We start from the raw sequence: 23,805 nt of genomic DNA, 5'->3' as shown, positions 1-23,805 counted from the left end.
AGTGTGACTGTGGAATCGACGGATAAAGACAGTGCGTCCTCTCTGACCATCCTGATTGTCGATGACTCGAGGAGTTACCGGCATCTGCTCGGCAGCATGCTGAGCAAATGGGGCTACCGGGTGCTGGAGGCGCAGGACGGCGTGCATGCGCTGGCGCTGTTGGAAACGCAAACCATCAATGCCGTCATCAGCGACTGGGAAATGCCGCAAATGGACGGCGTGGCGCTGTGCCGCCAAATTCGCCAGCGTGATTTCGGCCATTACATCTATGCCATTTTGGTGACGGCACGCCAGTCGATCGACGATCTGGTGCAGGGCTTGGAGTCCGGCGCTGACGATTTCCTCTCCAAACCGGTCAATCAAAGCCAGCTGCGCGCCCGGCTGCATGCCGCCGAACGCATCCTGACGCTGGAAAGCACGTTGGCGGTGCGCAACCAACGGCTGAGCAGCGCCTACCGGCAGATTGAGCAAGATCTGCAGGCCGCCGCGCGGCTGCAGCGCAGCGTGTTGCCTGCGGCCGCGCTGGCGTTCAGCGGCTATCAGGCGGACTGGATGTTTTTGCCTTCCGCGTACGTTTCCGGCGATCTGCTGAACTATTTCGCGCTCGATAACCGTCATCTGGCGTTTTACTGCATCGACGTCGCCGGTCATGGGGTCAGCGCCGCCATGCTCTCCCTGGCGGTTGCCAGGGAGTTTCTCACCGGGCGGGTCGATGAACGGCTGCTGATCGTTGAAGGGAACGTGGTCGCGCCGCATCAGGTGGTGGCGGCGCTCAACCGGCGTTTTTGCCTGGATAACGAAGAGATCACCAGCTATTTCACCCTCATCTACGGGTTTATCGACACTCAAACCGGGCAGGGCGCGCTATGCCAGGCCGGGCATCCCACGCCTTTCATTATTCGCCGGGACGGAGAACTGTGCACCGTCGGCCTCGGTGGTGTCCCCGTCGGGTTGTTTCCGCAGTCGGACTACCAGAGCTGCGAATTTTCGCTGGCGCCGGGCGACAGGCTCTATCTGTACAGCGACGGCGTCAGTGAATGCGAAAACCGGGCGGGCGAGCTCTATGGCGAAACGCGGTTGCAGCAACTGTTGATTGAGCAGCGGCTGCGGGCGCGGTCGGAAATTTTTCAATGCGTTGAGCGCGAACTGGTGAATTGGAGCCGGCCGGAAGCCGACGCGCTCACGGAGTATGGCCGTTTCTTTAATGACGATATCTCGCTGGTGGCGATCGAACGCACCGAATGATTCCAGACAACATCGATGAGGAATACCATGAATTTTGAAATGTACACCGAAAATGACATTGAGATCGTGGTGCCGCTGGTGCGCCGTCTCGACGCCTCTGTCGCGCTGGCGTTCAAGCAGCAGGTGCTGGAGGTGATCGCGCGCAACGGCAATCATGTGCTGCTCGACTTCAGCCGGGTCGATTTTATCGACAGTAGCTGCCTGGGCGCGTTGGTTTCGATACTCAAAACGTTGAACGGTAAAGGGGAGCTGGTGCTGTGTTCGCTGAACGGCAATATCCAGCACCTGTTCAAGCTGACCCGAATGGATCGTATCTTTACCATCGGCGCTACGCGTCAGGACGCGTTGGATATCCTTGCCCACGAATAGCGCGGCGCATTGCCGGGAGGCCCTGATGGAGACTGCCACCACCGCGTTGCGCCTGGGCGCGACGCTTGAAAACCTGGATGCGCTGAGCAGCGCCCTCCAACGGTTCGTGGCGCCGTTCGCGCTCGATCCGGCGGCGATATACCAGATGGATCTGGCGGCCAGTGAGGCATTCAGCAACATCGTCAGGCATGGTGTCAATCACGATGGCCGGCAAGCGGTTGATGTGACTATGTCACTTTCTGCCGGCGCGCTCAGCCTCACGCTGGTCGACGGCGGGCGTCCGATACCGCCGGAGATTCTGCAGGCTTTGGCGGAGAAACAGCGGACATTCCCCGAATCCGGCACCCTGGAAAGTTGGCCAGAAAGCGGAATCGGATTGATACTGATTTATTCCATGATGGACGATGTTCGTTACCGTTCCACCGCCGGACGCAACGAGCTGATTCTGATTAAAAACGCGACGGTCGAGCAGGCCTGAAAGGCGGCGAACGGCCCGTTGGAGACGTAACAGGAGTCAACATGCTCGAGCCATGCTTCCCCGAAAACGAAGCCGAACGCCTCTCGGTATTGAATTCGCTGAATGTGCTGGATTCGACCTCAGTGGAAAAGCTGGACCGCATCACGCGTCTGGCCGCGAAATATTTCGGCGTGACCATTGCGCTGGTGTCACTGATCGATCGGGATCGCCAATGGTTTCTATCGCGCTACGGGCTGGACGCCCGGGAAACGCCGCGCAATATCTCGTTTTGCGGCCATGCGATTTTGCAACGCGAAACCCTGGTGGTACCCGACACCGCCAAAGACCCGCGCTTTTTCGATAACCCGCTGGTGGTCGGGGGCCCGAGGATCGGTTTTTACGTCGGGCAACCGCTGCTGTCGCTCGACGGCTTGCCGCTTGGCACGCTGTGTATTATCGACAGCCACCCGCAGCCGTTTCCTCAGGATAAGTTAGCCGACCTGCATGACTTCGCCGCCGTGGTGGAGGAGTATCTGCAGAGCATTGAGCGCCACGTCTACACCGAAAATCTGAAATCCGACCTGCAGCGCACGGAGGCGTTGTTCGAACAGACCTTCTCCCAGGCGGCGGTGGGGATGGCGCTGGTCTCGCTGCAGGGGTATTGGCTGCGGGTCAATCCGCGCATCTGCGAAATGCTGCATTACTCCGAACGCGAGCTGATGGATCGTACCTTTCAGGACATCACTTATCCGCTCGATCTCAATTCCGATCTGGAGTATCTGCAACAGCTGCTGAAAAACGAGATCAGCACCTATTCGATGGAAAAACGCTATTTCCGCGCCGACGGTTCGATCGTCTGGGTGCAACTGACGGTGGCGCTCAATCGGCTGCCAAACGGCAAGCCTGATCATTTCATTTCCGTCATCGTCGATATCAGCGAGCGCAAGGTGGCGGAGGCCGATCTGTTCTCGTTGCAGCATGAGCTGGAGGAACGCGTCGAAATTCGCACGCATGAGCTGAGTGTGGCCGTCAAAAAGCTCAATGAAGAGATAGAAACCCGGGTGCTGGCCGAATATCAGCTCAGCACGGAGAAAGAGCGCCTGCGCGCCATTACCGACAACATGCCGGCGTTGATCAGCCAGATCGACGCCAATGAACGCTATCTGTTTGCCAACAGCGCCTATAAGACCTGGTTCGGTCTGGAAGAGACCAGCCTGCAGGGTATGACGGTACGTGAGTTTATGGGCGAAAGTGTGTACCAGATGGCCAAGCCGATGATCGAGCGGGCTCTGGCGGGTGAAATGGTCAGCTTCGAGAACGAATTGCAGACCCAGCAGGGGCTGCTGATGATCCACACCACGCTGGTGCCGTGCGAGGCGCAGGGTTTTTACATTCTTGCCATGGACATCACCGAATTGAAGCGTCTGCAGCAGCGCTTGGAATATGACGCCACGCACGACATGCTGACCGGGTTGACCAACCGCCGCGCATTTCTGCGGCGGTTGTCGGGTACGCTGCAGTCCTGCTGCCACCAGCGGCAGATGGCGCTACTGTTCATCGATCTCGATGGTTTCAAGACCCTGAACGACAGCTATGGCCACGACTTCGGCGATCTGATCCTGAAAACGTTCGCCAAATTGCTCAGCGCCTGCGCCGGCGAGCGCCACAGCGTATCGCGCCTGGCCGGCGACGAGTTCACGGTGATCCTGTGGCCGTTGACAGAGCCGCGGCGCGAGGTCAACGAATTTTGCGAAAACGTGTTGGCGCGGCTGGCCGATATCTCGCAGATTGGCCAGCAGAAAGTCAGCCTGTCCGCCAGTATTGGCGCGGCGATCTCTTCGAACGGAGAGGTCACGGCGGAAATGTTGTTGGCCAGCGCCGACGGCGCGATGTACCAGGCGAAATCCGCCGGTAAAGGCACTTATGCCATCTGCGAACTGTGAGCGAATGTTACGATATCCCAGTAAAAATGAAGATGAGCGCCTGGCGGCCATCGATAGGTTGGCGGGCCTGGGGGCGCACCGCGATGACGCGATTCACCAGGTGCTGGGCATCACCCGCAAGCTGCTGCAGGCTTCGGGATGTCTCATTTGCCTGTACGGTTCGCGCAAGATCTGGCTCCGGGCGCAGATTGACATCGGCTTTGAAGAGATAGATTTCACCAGCCCTTTGTTCAATTTCGTTCGCCTGCACGGCGAGGCGCTGTTTTGTCCGGATACTTTCGCGGATGAACGCTTTGCATCGGACCCCATGGTCAGGGGGGCGGCGGCGATCCGCCACTGTACCGCCATCCCGCTGTCCACCCGCGAAGGTGACACGATCGGCGCATTCTGCCTCGTTGGCCCACGACCAAAGCACTTAACGCATCGCCAGGTCGAGCTGCTGCGCAGTATGGCCACTATCGTTGGCGAGCTCATCGAAGCACAGAACGAAATCGGCCTGGTCGATGCCATTACGCGTTTGCCCAACCGCCAACGGCTGATGGGTGAACTCGGCAATTTACCGGATGCGGGTAAATACGCGTTATTGCTGGTCGATACGATAGATATCAAATACGCCTACGAGATGGCACGTTCTTTCGGCCTGTCTACGGTAGAACTGCTGCTGGGGGATATCGGCCATTTTTTGAAAGAGACTTTTCTCAGCGATCGGATGTTGTACAGCATCGCGCCCGGACGTTTTGCCGTCATTATCGAAGCGCAGCAAATGCCGCAGGCCAAGCACGATCTGTTGCGCTGCGCCGATCGTCTGTACCGCGAAGTGAGGGGAGACGTGCCGTTGCGTCTGGAGCTTTATGCAGGTTATGCGTTATTTTCCGCGCCGCATGCCGATCCTTCCGAAATTTTGCGCCAGGCGACCAGCGCGCTGCATGATTCGATAGACGAAGGCAGGATCGTTTCCCTTTACAGCGAGCCGAAAGATGCGGCACGTAAACATAAATTCAATCTGTTCAATGAACTAGCACAAAGCCTGAAGCAGAAACGCGGGCTATTTTTGGAATACCAGCCTCAGATTGATTTGGCGAGCGGCAGGATCGTCGGCGCGGAAGCGCTGCTGCGCTGGCGGCACGAGACGCTGGGCGCGATCCCGACAGAGGAGTTCATTCCGCTGGTAGAGAACACCTCGCTGATAAAACCGCTGACCGAGTTCGTCATCGCGCAGGTGCTGGCACAGCTGGTGTTGCTGCGTAAGGCGGGGATGGCATTTCCAATTTCAATCAACGTGACGGCCGGCAACCTGGCTGAACGACACTTTGCCGAACGGTTGAACGATGCCATCGCCCGGCGCGGGCTGCAGCCGGGGGATATTGAGATAGAGTGTCTGGAGTCGCAACGCATTCAGGAAAGCAGCGCGGCGCTGGCCTGTCTGCACACGCTCAAGGCCAACGGGCACCGCATCGCGCTGGATGACTTCGGCGCCGGTTACAGCAATTTAAACTATTTGCGCCATATCCCCGCCGACGTAGTCAAACTGGACGCCTCGCTGATCAAACAGCTAAAGAGCGATGCGGAAAGCCGCATTATTGTGGAAAACATCATCGACATGCTGCATAAGCTCAACTATGAAGTGCTGGCGGAAGGCGTAGAAGACCCGGAGTCGCTCCGTTACCTGACGCAGTATCAGTGTGACGTCGCGCAGGGCTTCTTCTTTTCACCGGCGGTGGCGCCGGAAAAGCTCTGCGCGTTGGTCGATGTCCACGGACAGCTGCGGCGGGGCTCGTAGCGCAACGCCGTTTTATGGGGCGCTCACCGAAAACCGCCGATGATTCTCACCTAGCCGAAGGCCGTCGCTGTCCGTCAGTTCCGTCACCACCTGCAGGGGCAGCGCCGAACGCGGCGTGACGGTGAGCTCCTTGAGTTTGCGGCCGCTGTCCGCCGGCAGATCGAGCGCCATCTCGCCGCGCGCCAGCTCGTGCTCTCCTTGCGTTACTCGCCAACGCAACGTGGCGGCGGGGTAATCTTTCCAGCGATCGTTGATCGCCCACAGGCCGATGTTGCCGCTTTCACCCGGCCGCCAGTTGAGCGTGATCGGCTCGATGGAGGGCAATACGGGTTGATAGGCCTGTTGCAAGGCGTAATAACCCGCTTTAGGCAGGCGCTGATAATCGATGACCGCCCAGTTGATCGAAGGCCAGGTCTCGCTGAACATAAACTGGAACAGGGCGGCGACCGGCTGATAGCGCTGGCGCCGATAACTCTCCGCCGCCAGCTGGATGCCTTCCGCCTGATAAGCCTGGGTGTTGGCGATAAAACTCTCGATCGTGGCGCCGCGTGACAGTTTGGCCAGGCCGAACGCCTGCTCGGGCTGGAAATTATGATATTGCCAGATCTTCCAGCCCGGATCGTCGGGGGACGCGCTGGCGGGCCACAGTTTCGCCGCCGGAATGATGGTGCGCAACGTGGCGAGACGGGGCAGTGCCTGCGCGCCAAACTCGCTGATGATCGGGCTGGTCGCCGGTTTGAGGAAGTCGTTGATCGTGCCGAAATACCAGCCCTGCCAGTAATGTTCGGACACCGTCGACCAGCGGTGGACGATACGGGTGTTGTCTTCGCTCAGCGCCTCCGCCACGCGCTGCGCCAGCCGCCGGTTGAGCGTGGGCGTCCAGTCGGCAAACCGCTGTTTCATCCAGGGCGAGTCGAAAGGCGGCTCATTTTGCCCAGCCCACACGATCACCGAAGGGTGGTTGCCCCGTTGCCGCAGCAGATCGCCGGCCTGACGCGCCGCTTCGGCGGCGAAGGCCTCGCTGTCGTCATAACCCCATTGCAGCGGCATGTCCTGCCACAACAACATGCCCAGCTCATCGGCCTCGCGATACAGCGCCTGACCGGCGATGTGCCCATGCACCCGCACGGCGTTGATGTTCGCCGCACGCATCAACAACAAATCGCGCCGATAAAGCGGTGCGGTCATGGTGCCGAGCCACGGCGAGCCGATGTAGTTGGTACCGCGAATAAACAGACGACGGCCGTTGATCGTCCAGCCGTGGCCTGTCGCCACCTCACGGACCTCTCTCAAGCCGGTCTGTGACGTGCGCCGATCCAGCACCCCTTCGGCGTCGGACAACGTCGCCTCAATGCGATAAAGATTTTGCTCACCGTAGCCATACGGCCACCACAGTGCGGCGCCCGGCATCGGCAGCGAAACGGAGAGCGGCGCGTCACCGGTCAACGCCACGCGGCGGGTAAGGCGATAGCTTTTGCCGGTGAAGTTCAGCGGCGTCAGGTGCAGGGTCAGGCGTGCCTTTTTCGGTCGGTTCACCCGATAATCGAGGCGCACGTTAAGCGCCGGGTTGTCCAACCCGTTGCGCCAATCGGGCAGCGCCGTGACGGTATCGATCGCCGCACCGCGGCTGATACGTAGCGTGACAGGTTGCCAGATACCGCCCGAATTGGCGTCCTGCCCCTGTGGCGACCAGGCGCCGCCGGGGCGGGTATCGTGTTGCGACAGCACGCCTTTAATCACGCGCTTGTGCAGCGGCCAGACGGTGCCGGGAGTTTCGAACGGGCTGTCCACCTTAACCAGCAGATGATTCTCGCGCCGCGCCGCCTGAGTGACGTCGAATTGAAAACGCTGAAAGTAACCCTGATGTTGGCCGAGAAAGCGGTGGTTGAGCCAGGCGTCCGCGCGGTAATCGACGCCGTCGAAAGTGAGCGTGGCCAACTGATCGCGGGTGAGGCGCGGCAGGTTGAAGGTCGTGCGGTACCACAGTGCGCCCTGATGGTCGACGCCGGCGCTGTACCAGTTCGCCGGCACCCGCAGGGGGTGCCAGTTCAGCGGCAGATGTTGTCGGTCGTCATGGGGCGGGTTGGCGTCGCTGTATTGCCATACGCCGTCGAGAGAATAGTCGCGCGGCGCCTGCGCAACGGCGTATGGCGCGCAGGCCAGCAGCGACAGCGAGAGCCAGAGTGTTGTCTTCATGTTGCCTCCATGATGGCGACCAGTGCGTCGCGCAACTGATGACTCAGCGGCGTCAACTGCGGCTGCAGACGGCTTATCGACGCGAACTCTTGGGCGCCGGCGGCCAGCTCAATGGTTTGCAGGCAGGGTGCCAGCGCCGAACCGGCAAAGTGCAGCGTTTCGCCCTTGAGGCGGTGCGCGCAGCGTTTGATCTCATCGAATGCCTGGGCGGCGATCGCCGCCTGCAACGCGTTCAACAATCTGGGCAGTTCGTCGATGAACATCGCCGCCAGTTCGTTGAACAGCGCCGGATCGTTGTCCAACTGCGCGAGTGCCTGTGGGTAGTCGAACGCGGGCGCCGGGGCAGGCGCGGCGGCGATCACACGTGCAATTTCTTCGGCCAGCTTGTCCAGCAGGATCGGTTTGGCGATATAACCGTCAAAGCCGAGCTGCAGGCATTTTTCTCTGTCGCCTTTCATGGCGTGCGCGGTCATGGCGATGATCCGCTGCGGCGGCTCGCCCGTCGGCTGCTGTCGCTCCGCCAGGCGAATCGCCTGCACCGCTTCGACGCCGTCCATTTCCGGCATCTGCAGATCCATTAAGATGACGTCGTAGCGCGCCGTTTGCAGCAGGCTCAGCGCTTCGGCGCCGTTGCCGGCCAGGTCGGCGCTGTGCCCCAGTTTGCCGATGAAGCTGAGCGCCAGCTTTTGGTTGACCGGGTTGTCTTCGGCGATCAGCAAATGGTAATGAGGAGCGGCGGCGGCGGTCGGCGGCGCCTCCGTTGCCGCCACAGCGGCGGGCACGCTCGGCAGCATCGGCACCAGCGCCTGTTCCATCGCGGCAAACAGCTCTCCGGCATCGATGGGTTTCGTCAGGAAAAAGGAGACGCCCACTTTTTTCAGCACGGCCTTATCGATGCGGCTTCCCGTCGAGCTCAGCATGATCAGCGTGCAGTGCCGTAACGACGGGGTGGACATGATCTCCAGCGCCAGCGCCATGCCGTCCATTTCCGGCATTTGCGCGTCCAGCAGCACCAACGGGAAGGGGGCGCGGTTGTTCATCAGTGCCAGCGCCTCTTTCCCCGAACCGACGGTGACCGGTTTCAACCCCATATTGCGCAGCAGGTCGGACAACAGGCGCAAATTGGTGGCGTTGTCGTCCACCACCAGAACCTCGATGCCCGCCAACGTTTGCGGCCAGCTGACGCTTTTTCTGCGCGCGCCTGACAACACCGGCAGCGAGAAATAGAAACAGCTGCCGCGCCCCACATCGCTGTCGACCTGCAATTCGCCGCCCATCATCTCGACCAGCCTGGCGGAGATCGTCAGCCCCAGCCCGGTACCGCCGTACTTTCGCGTCGTCGAATTGTCCGCCTGGCTGAATGATTCGAAAATGACCTTCTGCTTGTCGGCGGCGATGCCGATACCGCTGTCGCGGATGCTGAACAACAGACGGCTCGGATCGTTGGCGACCGGCGCAATCCGCAGTATCACTTCGCCCGCGGGCGTAAACTTGAGCGCGTTGCCGATCAGGTTGGTCAATATCTGGCGCAGGCGCAGCGGATCGCCGTATATCTCGTCGGCGACGTCGGGGTGGATATCCACCAGCAGCTCGACGTTTTTCTCGGAGAACTTGGGCATCAGCGGGCGGGTGATCTCCTGCACCAGCGGCCGTAGGGCGAAATCTTCCGGATCCAGGCTGATCTTGCCCGCTTCGATTTTGGAGAAGTCCAGGATATCATCGATGATCTTCAACAGAGCGCGCGCGGAGCTGTACGCCATCGTGATGTAGTCGCGCTGTTCCTGATTCAACTCGGTCTCCAGGCAGAGCTGAGTCATACCGAGAATGCCGTTCATCGGCGTGCGGATTTCATGGCTCATATTGGCGAGAAACTCGCTTTTCGCCTGGTTGGCCGCTTTGGCTATTTCCACCGACTGCCGAGACGAGGCCTCCGCCTCCTTGTGTTCCGTGATGTCTTGCAGCGTGCCGATCACTCGCTGCACTTCACCTTGCATGCCTTGTTGCACGATCTGGCCCTGCAGCGATACCCAGCCGTAATGCTCGTCCGCGCGCTGGACTTTCGCTTCGCAGGCGAACACCGGCAGGGTCGCCCGGCTCGCCTGATGGATGCTCTGATTGAAGTACGCCAGGTCGTCGGCGGGGAAGGCCTGCGCCCACAGGGCGCCGGAAAGCGTCGGTTGCGTGCGCGGAATATCCAGCAACAGCAGCAGCGCGTCGTTGACCTGCAGCTCGTCCGTCGCCAAATCCCACTCCCAGATGCCGATGCGCGACGTTTCCGCCGCCAGAATAAAATCGCTGTGCAACCGCTGCTCGGCTTTGATGACGTCGGCATAGCGGCTGATGTCGGTGTGGGTGCTGATCACGCCGCCTTCCGGGGTGCGATGGTGTTGGATGTACAACGTCCGATCGGTGATGCGTCGGACTTCGTAATGGTCGTGTTGACGATAGCTGGCCAGCAGAGAGGCCACCATGCGCTTTTGGGCGTCGTCATGCAGCGAGGGGTAACTGATGTCGATCATCATGTGCAAGACGTCGGCGAGCGTCACCCCGACGCGCAGCCAGCTTTCCAGGCCGGGGTAATAATCGAGCACGCGCTGATTCCAGTAGCTCAGTTTTTCTTCGGCATCATAGATGGCCAGCGCGATCGGCGGCGCGTCGAGCGCGGAGAGCAGCGGCATCTTGTTCATCCTGGCAGCCCCGATTGCGCGGCGGGATTGTGATGCAGTTCGGCCTGGCGCCGCATGAACTCCAGGCCCGGTGCCAGCACGATGGCCCATGCGGTCAGGATCTCCTCATCGCATTCGGGATCGAGATCGCGCACGGTTTGCAGCACGGCTCTGCGCCACAGCGCATAAATCGACGGCGGCAGATTGAGGCTTTGCGGGCTGCCTTCCTGCGTCACCTGCACCAAATAATCCGCCACGATGTGGGTGTTGGCGACCGAAAGCATATAGAAAAAGGTTTTATAGATGATTTTTTGTTTTTCCAGCCGCTGGGCGATGCTGCCCGGCGTGTTGATATCTTCGGTGCTGCCGATGAACAACGCATAAAAATGGGCGAAAAACCGATCGCCTTTGTCTCCCTGCGTGATTCGGCTGTAGCTGTTATTGAACAATTCCTCGTAATTAATCCCCATGTCATCCTCCTTTTGCGCTGGGGAGCGGATGACGCTCCTGCGGCAAACAGTGGCGAGGCCAATTGAAAATGTCTTTCATGCGCGCATCGAGATAACCGTCCTGGAGCGCCGCCTGCAGCAGCGGGCCGCGGTTCTGTTTGAACAGCAAGGCTTCCAGCACGACGGTGTTGGTCGTCAGGGTGAAGGTGGTGTTATAGCCGCCGTTCGCTTCGTAACGGCCTTCGAACCACCCGCGTTTGTCATCCTGATGCAGCCGCCCCAGCTGCATCAGGGCGTCGGTGTAGCGGGTATCCCACAGCGCCCACAGGCCGAAAATGGCGCGGGTCGAGAGCAGCGCCAGCTCGGGCGCGTAACGGCCGTCGTCCGCCAGGGTATTCCAGGGATAGCCGTTGGCGAACAGACTGTCATATACCTCCCACGGTGCACTGCTGCGTGAATATTGCGCCCGGGCGGTGAGGATTTTCTCTTGGCGCCAGCGCATTTCCTGCACCTGGTAAAGACGCTGCGCACGCTGCATCACGCCGGCGTCGCTGTCACTGCCGGAATGAGGCGCTGCCCATCCCATCTCGAGGCCGGTGAGCAAGTAGGGGGTGCTTTCGATGCCGGCGGGCGCGCCGGTCAGGCGCGGATCGCGCGCCGTCACCTCGACAGGCACGCCATAGATAATCGCCGTTTTGTGCGGCGTTGCCCCCGTTGACGAATGCGGAAACCCCCACAAGCCAAAAGCGGCGCGGCTGTAGTCGGCGTAACCGACATCGACGGCCGCCGTACTGCGCCAATCGCCGTTTTGCGCCCGGCCGTCAAGCGGCTGCCCGTCTTGGTTCAGCAGTTCACAGAAGTTCCAGCGCAGCGCGATGCGTTCAAGAAAGGTGCGGTATTCGGGAAAGCTTTGCGCCGTGAGACGCATGCCGCCGAGCAAGCGCGCCATCCCTTGCGCTTCGCTGGTGGTGGCGCCGTTCTGGCTGAATGTGCCATTGGCGGCGTCGTACAGCGCGCCCGGCGCTCCGATGCGGGTTAAAGGCAAACGATCGAGCGTCGTCAGCAGCGCCGCCAGGCGGGCGTCGAACTCTTGTTGCGGGATCAGGTTCAAACGCCGCGCGGCAGTCACTGCAATCAGGCTGTCGCCGATGTTCCACAGCGAGACGACCGGGTAGCGATCTTTGCCGTTCACCAACCCGGTTCCCGGCTGCGTGTTGTTTTGCACATAGCGCCAGGCGACCTCGGCCCATTGCCGCTGTTCTTCGGTCAGTGCGCCGCGACGAGACTGATGCTGCCAGCGTTCCCACATCGGGCCGGCGCCGTCAGGGCGTGCCATGACGCCCAGCAGTACGACCAGCGCGAGCGCAACGACGATGGAGACGATCAGCGTTAGGGTTTTAAGCATGATGTCGCTACCGGAGGCAGTTTCATGGGGGCGTCATTCTGACACTGCGGACATTTGCAGGCTTTGCAGGACGGCGCGTTGCGCAGCGCGACCCCCGTTTGCTGGCACCAGGTTTTCAGGTTGGCGTCCGGCGTGATGAAAGGCCGGTTAAACGGCGTGTTTTTGTCGTCAAACACGTTCACCAGCGTTTTATCCCACAGCGCCGGCGCGTACTTGCTGTTGCTTTGGTCATTGGTATTGAACTTCAACAGGCGGCCCTGCTTTTTGAACAGCAGGGCTTCAAGCATGATGCCGTTGTTGTTGGCGGTGAACTCACGGATCGGCCCGGCGCCGTTTTCATACAGGCCTTCGTAGAAGCCTTTGTCTTTTTCATTGGCATTCTCAATCACGTCGAGCAGCCGATCGGTATACGGGGATTGCCACAGGCTCCACATCCCGAGCGCCGCCTTGAGGGAGATAGCGGCGGTGTCCGGCACGTACTCCCCCTTATCCGTGATGGTGTTCCAGTCGAAACCGTCGGAATAGACCGTGTCGTACACGAAGTACGGCGCGCGGTCGAGCTGGTGTTCGGAACGCGCCGTCAGGCGGCCGGTAATCTGGTAGCGGTTTTCCTGAACCTGATAGACCCGATTGGCGAAGTCTTGCATCCAGGGATGGCTGTGTTTGCCGAGATCGGCGCTGCGATCGTCGCTGGTGTCCCAGCCCATCTCCAGCCCGTGCAGCACATAGGGTTCGGTGGCCACGTAGTTATGCTGACTGGTGGTGCGCGGATCGCGCGAGTCATAGGGCACCAGAACACAGTAGATTTCCGCCAGTTGATAAGGCTCCGCGCGGGAAGCCTGGCAGGTGGAGAATCCCCACAGTTGGAAACCGCTGGCGGCATACTCTTCATAACCCAACCGGCCTTCCTGCACATAGACCGGCTGTTTGTTGGCGTCCAGGTTCGCGCCATACAGCGTGCCGCAATCGTCGATGATATGACTGAAATCCCAACGCAGCACGACGTTGTCGATGTCATTGGCGAATTCGGGATAGCGCTCTTTGATGATTTTCAACCACAGCAGCATTCTGCCGATATCAATGGATGAAAAACCGATCTCGCCGGGCTTGTTGAGGTAGTCGACCTTTTGCGCGGTGATGGTGTTATACGCCTTGTTGGGCATCTGATTTTGGAACAGCGGCACGGTGTTCAGCGTGGCGAGAAACTTGATCAGACGTTGATCGAACTGCTCCTTGTCGATAAGGCCGAGTTCGCGGGCGGCCGTCAGCGCGGCCAGATAGGAGGCGCTGTCCCACATGGTGGTCGACGGGTAGTTGTTGACGGCGTTGACCAGCCCGGTAGCCGGCTGGTAGTTGGTGACGAAGTATTGCCAGGCCTTGGCCGCCATGGCTTGCTCGCGCGGCGTCAGGTCGCCGTGGCGCTGCGGATAGGCGGCGGCGGGCAACTGGGTATCGCCTACGGCCGCGGGTGCCATCAGCAACAACAACAAGCAGCCGCACAGCACGCGCCGGATTAATGCGGCGAGCGTGACAAACGGCCTGATGAGATAATGGTGAGGCATAATGGCTCCTTATGACTGGTTACGGCCGTTGACCGTCGGCGAGATTCAAAGGGGAAGCGGGGGCGCAGTTTTGGCAGAACAGCGGACCTTGCGCGATATAGACCAGGCTTTCCAATATCAGGGCGTTGGTATTGGCACCGATCATCCGGCTCTGCTGCCCGTTGGCGGCGATGATGCCGTCATACCAGCCGCGCCCCGGCTCGAACAAGACGCCGGCGCGGCGGCGCATCTCGTCGCTCCACGGCGTGCGAAACAGGGCGTACCAACCGAACACCGATTTGGTTGACAGCTGTAGCGCCGCTTCTTTGATCTCCGCACGCGATTTGTCGATCAGCGCCGGGAAACGGCTGATGACTGTCTCGTCGATAAAGCGGGGCAATTGCTCTTCATAATCGGCGTTCACATAGGCGTAATCGCCGTGGCTGCGATAGCGGCTTTCCTGCACTTTCATCACCCGCCAGCTGATTTCCGCCGAGTTGATGTCGAACCCAGCCTCCAGGCCGGTCAGCAAATAGGGCATGGTGGTGACGACCGGATGATCGACCTTGCCGATTTTAACCAGGCTGTCGTAGGGTATACGGATGCCGTCAATGCTGATGGCGTGCGGCGACGGCTGTTGCGAACTGAGTACGATGCCGGCCAGGGGGCTCACGCGGCGCAATCCGTTGGCGGCGTAAAGCTGGTAACCGTAACTGCCGCGGTTGCTTTGGGTGACGAGCAGCCATTTTTTGGCCACGCGGAAATTCAACGGTTGTTGCGGCTCTTGTTGCATGAACAAGGCGTCGAACTGCCAGGGCGCGGTCAGGCGGGTGATCGCCTCGGTCTGCTCCGGGTACAGCCAGGCGGCGATATCCAACGCCATCAACAAACGGCTGATATCGACGGCCGACCAATCGGGTTGGTTTTCATTTTGGCTGAGGCTGTTCAGCCTGACTGAACGCTGGGTATGGTAATACAGCGCCGGCAGTTGCCCGTCGGCCAGGGGCAACGACGACAGCGTTGTCAGAACGGCATTCACCCGCGCATTCAGCTCGTCGCGCGTAATGATCCCAAGACGTTGCGCGCTGATCGCCGCCATCAGATAACTGCCGGTATCCCACATGGTGGTATAGGGCTGGTTGTCGATGGCGTTCACCAGTCCATTAGGCTGAGTATTGTTGATGAAATATTGCCAGGCGATGCGCGCCCAGACCGCTTCATCGAAGGTCAGCGCCCGTGGCGCGGGCAGCGTGGGGAAATCGGCGCTCAGCGCCAGCTCGGTGCTTTCCGCCGGCGCGGGCGGCATGTGGGTCTCGACATACACCACGACGCCGAACGCCAGCAGGAAGCCGATGATCACCGCAATATAGCTGCGCGCCTGCAGCAATGAGTGCTTCCACGCCATGTTTATCCGGCCTCCTGCTGCTCGGAAGGGGTTTCCGGCGCGGGGCGCCACAGGGCCGCGAGCACCATCGGCAGCATGGCGATGATGTTAACGCCCCCCCAAAAAATGTTGATCACGTAGCCGGACGGGTCGTTAACCCTGCCGAGATACAGCTGTATGCCCCCCCACAACAGCCCAAGCAACGTCAAAGCGATGATGGCCAGCTGCGGTTTGACCAACGTCAGGAAGTTGCCCTGCTGGCGCTCTTTGGGGGTGACGTGGAATTTGATCTTCTCACCGCGCAGCACCGTATCCAGCGCCCGCAGATTCATGGAGAACAGTGAAAGGTAGGAGGCTTTGCCGTCCCAGGCGGAGATCCCCCAGGTGCCGAACATGAAAGCCAGCTCCGACAGCAGGAAGAACGGCAAGAAGTGCAGGTAGAAGGGCAGCGAGTAAGCAGAAACCGGCGGAATGCCGGTAAACAGATAGATCAACGGCGAGATCAGGAACACCGTATTCCACATGCAGGCCAGATAGGACCAGAACGTGGTGCCGTACATCAGTTTTTGCGCCAGGCTCAGTTTGAAGTTCTTCGCGCTGAACAGCGCATCGTGCAACAGGATGTCCAACGAGCCCGCCGCATATTTGAAGCGCTGGATCATCCAGGTCAACAAGTCTTGCGGCGACAGCATGCGCGACTCCACCTCAGGATGCATGACGGAACGCCAGCGCCGCTCGGGATCGCCGTGCAGCACGATCGAGGTGTAAATATCTTCCGACACGTGGAATTTATAGGGGGTCAATTCCGTATCGAACGCAACCTGGGGCTTCATCGCCCGGCCCAGCTCGTCGCGCAGCCCGACATCCGTCACGTCGCGGGTATAGCGATCGATTTCCGTTTCGACGGCGTGCGCATAGCTGCGCAGCGCGCTCTGCATGATCGCCTCGCGCCGATGGAGCGACGCCGCGCCGCAACAGAAGGCGGCGTTGGCCCAGTTGCGGCGGCGCAGTATCACGTCGTAAAACATTTTGGGATCGTTGAAAAAGGGATCGTGGCCGACGGTGAGAGGGCCGACGAGCCCTTCCAGCGCGCGTCCGGCGATATGGCCGGGTCGTCCGAACCTGTCCTTCAGCAACTGCGGCACACGTTTACCGGCGGGCAGATCGTAAAACCATTGCGGCGTTTGCACCCAGGCCACCAGAGGATCGCGGAAATACCCCAGGGTATCGGTCAGAATGGACGGGAAGACACGGGTATCGGCGTCGCAGATGACGATAAAATCCCCGTCCGTATGCTCCAGCCCGTTGCGCAGATTGCCGGCCTTAAAGCCGATATTGTTCTCGCGCGACAGATAATTTACGCCTTCCTGTTCAGCGACGCGCCGCATCTCAGGACGCTTGCCGTCGTCCAGCACATGTATGCGGTAATCCAGCGGGAAGGGGTAGGTCACTCGCTTGGCGTCCTGAATCGACAACCTGACCAGTTCGGTATCTTCGGAGTAAGTGGCGATAAACAGATCGACTTTTACCGGACGGGGGGCTACCTCGTCATCGGGTTCAAGGCATTGCCGAATGTCGCTCGGCGGCGGCCGGCGTTTGACGTCGCGCACTTGCCACAGATTGATGGTAAACAGGATCGTACCGCAATAGGCCAGGGTTTCCGCAATCACCAACGGAACGGCATACCATAAGGCATCATAATTGAGCGACGCCATCCAACGCCAGCGAATGTAGTTGGCGCCGACCACCAGGGCGGCAACGGCAAGAATTTGCCAAAGGAACTCTATTGCCCGCGAGGTTTTTAGCGGTGCAGGGGGGCTCCTTTTTTCAAAAGATGAAAAATAAAAATGCGCCATGCATTTCATTCCCGGCAAGGAGGTTGTGATATAGATAGAGAGTTTAGTTAAGGGTGAAGGATTAGCAAGCCAGCGCCCTTAAAATTAAAAGCGCATCTCTTTCTTTTTTATATGATTGCCAGATTCATAATAGCATCGTAAAAAACGCGGTTCGGGCGGATAAATTTAATTTTTCATCTAAAATTCCTAGGTGCCGTGGCGGCAATAAAAGATTAGTGAGTTATAGATTTAAATCTTAATTAATAACACACGCAATCAAAAGGCGCTTCGATGTCTTTCAGTCTGAATTATCATGGGATAACTGCATGAATTTACAGCAAGTTGACCACTATCCAGCGACGGCGATTCACTATGTCGCCACCGGAAAGCGCGATTTACGCATCGACATGTTGCGCGGCGTCGCGCTGGTGATGATGGTGGTGGCGCATGTAGAGATCATGTCGATTTTGAATATTTTCACCTGGGAACGGTTCGGGTTAACCACCGGGGCGGAAGGTTTTGTTATTTTGTCCGGATTTATTCTCGGTAATATGAAACGGCGGCAGTTACAAACCGAACCCATGTTGACGGTGGCCTATTCCTTGGTGCGGCGGGCGGTGAAGCTTTATTTCGTTAATATCGTTATTATTATAAGTATTCTACTGCTAAAAACGCTGGACTTTATCGATACCTTTGAGGTGACGCACTTCGTTGACCGCTTTTCTGGCGCGGTGTATTCGATGTACCCAATTAATGAGCAGGTCAAAGAGGCCTGGTTAAACGAGATTATTTTCTTGCAGATCGGGCCGCATCAAACGCAAATCCTGGGGCTCTATTTTTATCTGCTGTTGCTCAGCCCGCTGTTTCTCTGGCTATTGAATTCGGGCCGAGTGGCCTGGCTTTTGGCGCTGTCGCTCATTGCTTACGGTTATTACCAGATCAGCGGCATGCCAATGACTTCGGCGGAGTTCGAGTTCGCATTTCCGTTCCTGGCCTGGCAGTTAATCTACGTATTGGGCCTGTGCTGCGGGTGGTATAAAGAGGAGATCGCGTCACTGGCCAAAACGCGTATGGGCAAGGTCACCGCCTGCGCTATGGCGGCGGTGGCTTTGGTCATGCTGTTCGTCGCACAGAACCATACCAATCCCTTTATGCCGCCGGCGCTGATGATGCACGTGATCCCGGCGGGGGAATTCAACTGGTTTTATCAGCACCTTGCCGCCAAGAATGCGCTGGGGCCCGTACGCATCCTGAATGATTTTTGCCTGATCGCCAGCGCCTATTGGCTGCTCACCGTCTGCTGGCAGCCTATCAATAGGGTCGCCGGCTGGTTCTTGATCGTGCTGGGGCAAAATTCGCTGTATACCTTCATCATCCATGTCTATCTGGTGCTGTTCATCAGCCAGTTCGTGACTTTTGATCTCTGGACACAGCATTGGCTTTTTAACACGGCGGTACATGTGTCCGGGTTGATGGCGCTGTGGGTGATAGCGCGTTACGGTTTGTTGCGCAAGATCGTCCCCAATTAGCCGCCGAAAGTCTGCAGCCAGGCGGCGAATTTTCTCACTACCTCATCGTCCCGATCGCGCAGCAGCAGGGAATAGACGCCGGTTCGGATAGTCAACGCCGGGAAAGGCGACACCAGCCGGCCGGACGACAAATGTTTGGCGCAGAACAGGTAGGGCACGACGGCCAGCCCCAGGCCGTCCTCGGCCGCCTGGATAGCGGCGAAGGTATGATCGAGCGTGAGCGGCGGCGGCGAGTCGTCCAGCGCCATCGGGTAGGCATTCAACCAGCTGTGCCACAAATCCTCACGGGCGCGGATGCGGATGGCGGTGTGTCCGGCAAGCAGGCCCGGTGCGTTGACCGGCATGGCGCGCAAATAACTCTGGCTGCAGACCAGCAGGCTGTCTTCCTGCAGGAAGGGGATCGCTTTCAGCCCGGAGAAATGCGCGGGATCGCGCCTGATCGCTACGTCAAACGGCGTGTTGCGATCGACGGCACCGATGCCGGTGGTGATATCAATCGCCACCCCCGGATAGATTTCATTGAACGCCGCCAGCTTCGGCATCAGCCAGTGCATGGTGAATGTCGGCAGGCTGTGTACCACCAGCCGCTGCTGGCCGGCGCTCTCTTTCAGCGCGCTTTCTGCGGCAAACAGTTCGCTTATCACCCGGGAGGCGGTGCGGGAAAAGTTTTCACCGGCCTGCGTCAAACGTACCGACTTGTGCCCGCGATAAAACAGTGTGATCCCCAGCTGTTCTTCCAGGCTGCGAATGTGGCGGCTGACCGCGCCGGTGGTGAGAAACAGCTCATCTGCAGCGGCGCTGAAGCTGCCGAGACGCGCGGCGGCTTCGAAAGCGGGCAAGTGAGGCAGGGAGTGAACTTTCTTCATAGGTTGAGTCTAGCTCAACCAAATGAGGGAGGAAAGATCGTTTGTCAGCCTTTGATTTTGCTCACTATTATGATGCACTTCTCTCTGATTGCTGAGTTTGCCATGCGATGCTCCTGGTCATCGGCCGTTTATGTTAGTGGCGTTATCCTCACCCTGTGGTTGGCGGGGGGACGGCGCTGAAATGCGGGCTTTTTATTTGCTTTGCGCGAGCCGGGCGGGCCTCTGTCTGGGCACCATGATGTTCGCCGGCGCGCTGCCAACCATCAGAAACGAATGGCAACTCGACGCCGCCTCCGCCGGCACGGTGCAGACGGTGTTCAGCCTGACCAATGCGGTGGCTTTGCTGGTGGCTTCCTGGTGGTGTGATTCGTTGGGCGCGCGTCGGGTTTATCTGCTGTTTTCCTGGCTGGGTGCCATCGCGTTGGTGCTGTTCGCCGTGTTTGCCCACTCTTATGTCGGGGCGCTGGCGTTGATGGCCTTCGTCGGTCTGACGCAGGGGGGCGCCTATACGCCGGCGCTGCTGTTGGCGATGGGGATGAACGGCCCGGCCCGGCGTGGTTATGCCATCGGTATGATACTGGCGGCCAGCTCTTTGGGGTATTTTCTGTCGGTCTTCATTGCCGGCTGGAGTGCCATGCGCTGGGGAGCCGGCGTGGCGTTCTCTCTGTGCGCCGTCGGCGCGTTGCTGGGGGCGCTGGCCGGTTCGTTGGCATTGGTCGGTTATCAGGAGCCGCAGCCGCGCACGCTGGGGAGGCAGACGAAACGTGAAAGCTATGCTATCACCTATGCGACGCTGCTGTTGCTGGTCGGGTATATCGCCCACAGCTGGGAACTGCTCGGCAACTGGGCCTGGGCACCCAGCCTGGTCAGCGAGGCGTTGAGCGGTTTCTCTCTGGATCCGCTCAGCACCGGATTGATCGTTGCGGCGGTGATCCACCTGGCCGGCATGTTTGCTACGCTGATCGTCGGCACCGTTTCCGACTATTTCAATCGCGCATCGGTGCTGATGTTTATGGGCGCCGCCGGCGCGTTGGGATCGCTGATGATGGGGTGGTCGGCCGATTGGGGAACGGGTTGGACGTTGCTGGCGGTCAGCGTAGGCTGCTTCTTTATCCTCGGTGACTCCGGCGTACTCTCTGCCGCAATGGCGGATAACGTGCCGCCGCAACAGCTTGGCAGCGTGATGGGCTGGCGATCGTTACTGGGGTTCGGCATCGGTTCGTTTTCCCCCTTATCTTTTGGCGTCGTGATGGATGCCACCCAGAGCTGGAGCACGTCTTATGCCGTATTGGCCTGCGGCGGTGGAGTAGCCTGTCTGGCGGCCTGCCTGCTTTGGCGGCAGCACTTGAAATGAGGTACGGACATCATTAAATGAATGGAACATCATCACGCATGGTTATCGTGGGCGCCGGGATTGTCGGGGCATCGGTCGCCTATCATCTCGCGCGCCAGGGGCAGCACGTTGTCGTCGTTGAGCAGGCGCATCCCGCGGCGGGGGCCACAGGCAGCTCGTTTGGCTGGATCAGCGAAGGCGTGCCTGAGGGCGCTCCCGACGCGTTTCTGCGGCGCGAGATCGTCGCTGACTGGATGCGCCTGGCGCAGGAGATCCCGGATCTCTGGGTGAATTGGTCCGGCGCGCTCAGCTATGGCCAGGCGCCGGCGACGCAAAACCCCGACAATCGGCTTTTGCCCTCCGCCGAGGTGAACGCGCTGGAACCGGGGCTCAGGCAGCCCGATAGCCAAGCCTATTTTGCGGCGCGTGACGGCGCCGTCGATCCGCAAGAAGTGACACAGCGGTTGCTCGAGTGCGTTAGCGCGTGGGGCGGGGAGTTGCTCCTGGGGCGAACCGTCACCGGATTTTTGCGTGAAGAGGGGCAGATAATCGGCATCGTTACCGAGGAAGGCGCGATTGCCGCCGATCGGGTGGTGCTCGCCTGCGGCACGGGAATCTCCGCACTGCTGGATGGCAGTGGGTTCTCGCTGCCGATCGAGGCGTCGCCGGCGATTCTGTTACGCTATCGTGCAGCGGCACTGGCAGTGAACACGCTGATTGCGGGCGATGACGTTGAAGTGCGCCATACGCAAAACGGCGATCTGCTGGCGGCGGAGGATTACCTGCCGGAGGGGGAGGTTAAACGGGTGGAAAACGACGCGCAATCGGCGATTAAAAACCGCCTGCCGGATACGGCACCCTTGCAACTGCAGGCGTGTTCGGTGGGGATGCGGCCCCGGCCGCGCGACGGTTATCCCATCATCGGGCCACTGGGCGCTACCCGGCTCTATGTGGCGGTGATGCACCCGGCAGTGATGTGCGCGCCGACGCTTGGCCGGTTGATCAGCGACGAGCTGCTGTATGGCGTCAATCCTGCCATTCCGCACGCTTATCGCCCCGAGCGATTTGACGACGGGAAATGAATATACGCTCAACGTTGCAGCGGAATTTTGCGCCGTCGGCGAGGCTCTTATATATTTATTAGCATGCCTGAGGCAGGTTAGGCATGAAACGGCGGCGGGTTCAGCCGCTGCAAGTACGACAGTAAATCCGTTCGCCAAGAGGCTGCGGGCCTGTGCTTTCGGTAAGGATATCCGCCAATACGTTGATCGGGCGCCCGAAAGCGAAGCAGCTGCTCACCGGTTACGAGGACACTTAGCATGCATAAGAGAACACTGGCGTCACTGCATTACGAAAACATGCCTTACGATGGGGTGCACTATCACATTTTGAAACGGGAGACGCCTGGTCATACGGCGTTATTGAAACTGGATGCGGGCAGCCGGCAGCCGGCGCGCTTCCATCCGGGATGGGTGAAACTGATGGTCCTGAGCGGCGAACTGAAAGTCGACGATCAGACGTTGCAGCCTCATGAGATGTTAATTATCCCTGCCAATACCGCCTATACGGTTCAGGCGATAACGGAAGTGATTTGTCTGGCGATTTCCGAGCTGGATGGTGCCGAGTTGGCGCGCTGATAGCGGAGTGATAATGGATAGCGGAGAGACTAGGCGCTCTCCATATCCATTCAGCATCGAGCCGCCCCCCCAGGCTGAGCTTCCTGCCGATAAATGCGACCACCTCCTGATAATACCGCCGCGCTTTCCCTTTCCATCACTAACGGCAACCGTCGCCCCCGCAACATGCCGCCATTGCGCCGCGCATGCGCAATGTCACCGCCTTCGATAGAGCGCAGAACGATGAAATTATGGCTTAAACAATGACTTTCTTCGCATAGGACCCTGGTGTGGCTTGCGAGAACGTCACTATATGGAGGATGATGCGGCCCCTCTATCAAATAAAAGACATTCGCTTTATCAAAAGGGACAAACGGGCATGGGATACGAGGTAGACAACGCCGAGACGAAAAGCATCGATCTGAGCGGTTACGAGAATTCGCCGTTCGAGGTGACGGGGCTGGTGAAACACTATCCGGCGGGTTTCGTTATTCCTTCCCATACGCACAGACGCTGTCATTTGCTCTATGCGCAGCAGGGCGTCATGGCCGTCGAGGCGGGCAGCGGGCGCTGGATCGTGCCGCCGACCACCGCGGTCTGGCTGCGGCCGATGGTGGAGCATCAGATCGTCATGCAGAGCAACACCTGCGTTTACGGCGTCTTCGTCGATGAGCTCACCGCCACGCGCTTGCCGCTGCGCGACGGCGTGTTGCAGGTGTCGCCGCTGCTGCGGGAACTGATCGCGCAGGTGACGACGATGGCCCCGGAGGACGCCGAGAGCCAACGCAATACGCTGCTCAGAGCGCTGTTCCTGGAAGAGCTGTGCCTGCAGCAGCAGTTGGCGCTGCACCTTCCCTGGCCGGCCGAGGCGAGAATGGCCGACATTTGCCGGCAGCTGGTCATCACACCGGCCGACGATCGCAGCATTGATGCCTGGGCGGAGTCATTGTCGATCAGCGCGAAAACCTTCCAACGCCATTTCAGCCAGCAGACCGGGATCACCTTCGGCCAGTGGAAACAGCGCCTGCGGCTGCTGTCATCCATTCCGCTGTTGCTGGCCGGCAACTCGATCATTCATGCGGCCTTCGAAAGCGGTTACGAAAGCCACAGCGCCTACTCGGTGGCGTTTAAAAAACTGTTTGGCGTTTCGCCTTCGCGCTTTACGCTATAACCGCATGAGATGACGCGCTT

18 protein-coding genes are annotated in these 23,805 nt (G+C 59.5%); 10 read left to right on the top strand and 8 right to left on the bottom strand.

Features of this window, described 5'->3' with window-relative positions:
* Nucleotides 1–9: 9 nt before the first annotated feature.
* From BHU62_RS02605 to BHU62_RS02585, 5 genes are read left to right on the top strand one after another with little or no spacing between them, the layout of a single operon-like run.
* On the top strand, nucleotides 10–1,245 hold the full coding sequence (locus BHU62_RS02605) for a PP2C family protein-serine/threonine phosphatase (protein ID WP_265341094.1): 1,236 nt from the start codon (nucleotides 10–12) through the stop codon (nucleotides 1,243–1,245).
* 27 nt (nucleotides 1,246–1,272) lie between these two features.
* A complete protein-coding gene (locus BHU62_RS02600; RefSeq protein ID WP_073529013.1) occupies nucleotides 1,273–1,614 on the top strand; it encodes an STAS domain-containing protein in 342 nt (113 codons plus the stop codon).
* Between the two features lie 25 nt (nucleotides 1,615–1,639).
* Nucleotides 1,640–2,092: an ATP-binding protein gene (locus tag BHU62_RS02595; protein ID WP_073529012.1), complete on the top strand. Its 453-nt coding sequence runs from the start codon at nucleotides 1,640–1,642 to the stop codon at nucleotides 2,090–2,092.
* 41 nt (nucleotides 2,093–2,133) lie between these two features.
* Complete coding sequence (locus BHU62_RS02590) at nucleotides 2,134–4,014, top strand: diguanylate cyclase domain-containing protein (RefSeq protein ID WP_073529011.1); 1,881 nt, start codon at nucleotides 2,134–2,136, stop codon at nucleotides 4,012–4,014.
* A 4-nt stretch (nucleotides 4,015–4,018) separates the two neighbouring features.
* The gene (locus BHU62_RS02585) at nucleotides 4,019–5,794 is read left to right on the top strand and encodes a sensor domain-containing phosphodiesterase (RefSeq protein ID WP_073529010.1); all 1,776 of its coding nucleotides are present in this window, start codon (nucleotides 4,019–4,021) and stop codon (nucleotides 5,792–5,794) included.
* 12 nt (nucleotides 5,795–5,806) lie between these two features.
* Here the strand turns inward: BHU62_RS02585 and BHU62_RS02580 are convergent, their stop codons facing one another.
* Genes BHU62_RS02580 through BHU62_RS02550 form a run of 7 tightly spaced genes read right to left on the bottom strand, consistent with a single transcriptional unit; the run spans nucleotide 5,807 to nucleotide 17,291 of the window.
* On the bottom strand, nucleotides 5,807–7,990 hold the full coding sequence (locus tag BHU62_RS02580) for a glycoside hydrolase family 2 protein (protein ID WP_078061996.1): 2,184 nt from the start codon (nucleotides 7,988–7,990) through the stop codon (nucleotides 5,807–5,809).
* Entirely contained in the window at nucleotides 7,987–10,668 is a 2,682-nt protein-coding gene (locus BHU62_RS02575; RefSeq protein WP_073529009.1) for a response regulator, read from the bottom strand. Before BHU62_RS02575 ends, BHU62_RS02580 begins: the two co-directional genes overlap by 4 nt.
* A gap of 5 nt (nucleotides 10,669–10,673) precedes the next feature.
* The gene (locus BHU62_RS02570) at nucleotides 10,674–11,126 is read right to left on the bottom strand and encodes a Globin (RefSeq protein WP_073529008.1); all 453 of its coding nucleotides are present in this window, start codon (nucleotides 11,124–11,126) and stop codon (nucleotides 10,674–10,676) included.
* Between the two features lies 1 nt (nucleotide 11,127).
* Complete coding sequence (locus BHU62_RS02565; protein WP_073529007.1) at nucleotides 11,128–12,510, bottom strand: DUF3131 domain-containing protein; 1,383 nt, start codon at nucleotides 12,508–12,510, stop codon at nucleotides 11,128–11,130.
* Nucleotides 12,495–14,072 (bottom strand): DUF3131 domain-containing protein, encoded by a 1,578-nt coding sequence (locus BHU62_RS02560; RefSeq protein ID WP_073529006.1) that lies wholly within the window; start codon nucleotides 14,070–14,072, stop codon nucleotides 12,495–12,497. The genes BHU62_RS02565 and BHU62_RS02560 overlap by 16 nt, the downstream gene beginning before the upstream one ends.
* Nucleotides 14,073–14,091: 19 nt before the next feature.
* Nucleotides 14,092–15,456 (bottom strand): DUF3131 domain-containing protein, encoded by a 1,365-nt coding sequence (locus BHU62_RS02555; RefSeq protein WP_073529005.1) that lies wholly within the window; start codon nucleotides 15,454–15,456, stop codon nucleotides 14,092–14,094.
* 2 nt (nucleotides 15,457–15,458) lie between these two features.
* The gene (locus tag BHU62_RS02550; RefSeq protein ID WP_073529004.1) at nucleotides 15,459–17,291 is read right to left on the bottom strand and encodes a glycosyltransferase; all 1,833 of its coding nucleotides are present in this window, start codon (nucleotides 17,289–17,291) and stop codon (nucleotides 15,459–15,461) included.
* A 305-nt stretch (nucleotides 17,292–17,596) separates the two neighbouring features.
* On the opposite strand from BHU62_RS02550, the gene opgC reads away from it, so the two are divergent.
* Nucleotides 17,597–18,799 carry an OpgC domain-containing protein gene (opgC, locus tag BHU62_RS02545; RefSeq protein ID WP_073529003.1) on the top strand — a complete coding sequence of 401 codons (1,203 nt, stop codon included), beginning with the start codon at nucleotides 17,597–17,599 and terminating at the stop codon, nucleotides 18,797–18,799.
* Here opgC and BHU62_RS02540 read toward each other — a convergent pair.
* Nucleotides 18,796–19,665 (bottom strand): LysR substrate-binding domain-containing protein, encoded by an 870-nt coding sequence (locus BHU62_RS02540; RefSeq protein ID WP_073529002.1) that lies wholly within the window; start codon nucleotides 19,663–19,665, stop codon nucleotides 18,796–18,798. The two genes, opgC and BHU62_RS02540, sit on opposite strands and share 4 nt — an antisense overlap.
* A 181-nt stretch (nucleotides 19,666–19,846) precedes the next feature.
* Between BHU62_RS02540 and BHU62_RS02535 the strand changes: the two genes are divergently transcribed.
* From BHU62_RS02535 to BHU62_RS02520, 4 genes are all read left to right on the top strand, one after another.
* A complete protein-coding gene (locus BHU62_RS02535; protein ID WP_236720595.1) occupies nucleotides 19,847–21,019 on the top strand; it encodes an MFS transporter in 1,173 nt (390 codons plus the stop codon).
* A 17-nt stretch (nucleotides 21,020–21,036) separates the two neighbouring features.
* A complete protein-coding gene (locus tag BHU62_RS02530; RefSeq protein WP_073529001.1) occupies nucleotides 21,037–22,080 on the top strand; it encodes an NAD(P)/FAD-dependent oxidoreductase in 1,044 nt (347 codons plus the stop codon).
* Between the two features lie 237 nt (nucleotides 22,081–22,317).
* Complete coding sequence (locus BHU62_RS02525) at nucleotides 22,318–22,635, top strand: cupin domain-containing protein (RefSeq protein ID WP_073529000.1); 318 nt, start codon at nucleotides 22,318–22,320, stop codon at nucleotides 22,633–22,635.
* A 358-nt stretch (nucleotides 22,636–22,993) separates the two neighbouring features.
* Nucleotides 22,994–23,785, top strand: a complete 792-nt coding sequence (locus tag BHU62_RS02520) for an AraC family transcriptional regulator (protein ID WP_073528999.1) — start codon at nucleotides 22,994–22,996, stop codon at nucleotides 23,783–23,785.
* Nucleotides 23,786–23,805: the final 20 nt, after the last annotated feature.

Origin of the sequence: Serratia marcescens (genome assembly GCF_001902635.1) — a bacterium.
Taxonomy (GTDB): Bacteria; Pseudomonadota; Gammaproteobacteria; order Enterobacterales; family Enterobacteriaceae; genus Serratia; species Serratia marcescens_F.
The sequence above is the reverse complement of the archived record's forward strand: the minus strand, read 5'-3'. Positions and strand labels throughout refer to the sequence as shown.

What these genes read in the sequence shown, in the direction of transcription:
- BHU62_RS02565 (WP_073529007.1), bottom strand. Translation starts at nt 12,510, where the DNA reads ATGCTTAAAACCCTAACGCTGATCGTCTCCATCGTCGTTGCGCTCGCG.
- BHU62_RS02555 (WP_073529005.1), bottom strand. Translation starts at nt 15,456, where the DNA reads ATGGCGTGGAAGCACTCATTGCTGCAGGCGCGCAGCTATATTGCGGTG.
- BHU62_RS02550 (WP_073529004.1), bottom strand. Translation starts at nt 17,291, where the DNA reads ATGGCGCATTTTTATTTTTCATCTTTTGAAAAAAGGAGCCCCCCTGCA.
- BHU62_RS02600 (WP_073529013.1), top strand. Translation starts at nt 1,273, where the DNA reads ATGAATTTTGAAATGTACACCGAAAATGACATTGAGATCGTGGTGCCG.
- BHU62_RS02575 (WP_073529009.1), bottom strand. Translation starts at nt 10,668, where the DNA reads ATGCCGCTGCTCTCCGCGCTCGACGCGCCGCCGATCGCGCTGGCCATC.
- BHU62_RS02530 (WP_073529001.1), top strand. Translation starts at nt 21,037, where the DNA reads ATGAATGGAACATCATCACGCATGGTTATCGTGGGCGCCGGGATTGTC.
- BHU62_RS02590 (WP_073529011.1), top strand. Translation starts at nt 2,134, where the DNA reads ATGCTCGAGCCATGCTTCCCCGAAAACGAAGCCGAACGCCTCTCGGTA.
- BHU62_RS02570 (WP_073529008.1), bottom strand. Translation starts at nt 11,126, where the DNA reads ATGGGGATTAATTACGAGGAATTGTTCAATAACAGCTACAGCCGAATC.
- BHU62_RS02595 (WP_073529012.1), top strand. Translation starts at nt 1,640, where the DNA reads ATGGAGACTGCCACCACCGCGTTGCGCCTGGGCGCGACGCTTGAAAAC.
- BHU62_RS02525 (WP_073529000.1), top strand. Translation starts at nt 22,318, where the DNA reads ATGCATAAGAGAACACTGGCGTCACTGCATTACGAAAACATGCCTTAC.
- BHU62_RS02585 (WP_073529010.1), top strand. Translation starts at nt 4,019, where the DNA reads ATGTTACGATATCCCAGTAAAAATGAAGATGAGCGCCTGGCGGCCATC.
- BHU62_RS02520 (WP_073528999.1), top strand. Translation starts at nt 22,994, where the DNA reads ATGGGATACGAGGTAGACAACGCCGAGACGAAAAGCATCGATCTGAGC.
- BHU62_RS02540 (WP_073529002.1), bottom strand. Translation starts at nt 19,665, where the DNA reads ATGAAGAAAGTTCACTCCCTGCCTCACTTGCCCGCTTTCGAAGCCGCC.
- BHU62_RS02560 (WP_073529006.1), bottom strand. Translation starts at nt 14,072, where the DNA reads ATGCCTCACCATTATCTCATCAGGCCGTTTGTCACGCTCGCCGCATTA.
- BHU62_RS02580 (WP_078061996.1), bottom strand. Translation starts at nt 7,990, where the DNA reads ATGAAGACAACACTCTGGCTCTCGCTGTCGCTGCTGGCCTGCGCGCCA.
- BHU62_RS02535 (WP_236720595.1), top strand. Translation starts at nt 19,847, where the DNA reads ATGCGGGCTTTTTATTTGCTTTGCGCGAGCCGGGCGGGCCTCTGTCTG.
- opgC (WP_073529003.1), top strand. Translation starts at nt 17,597, where the DNA reads ATGAATTTACAGCAAGTTGACCACTATCCAGCGACGGCGATTCACTAT.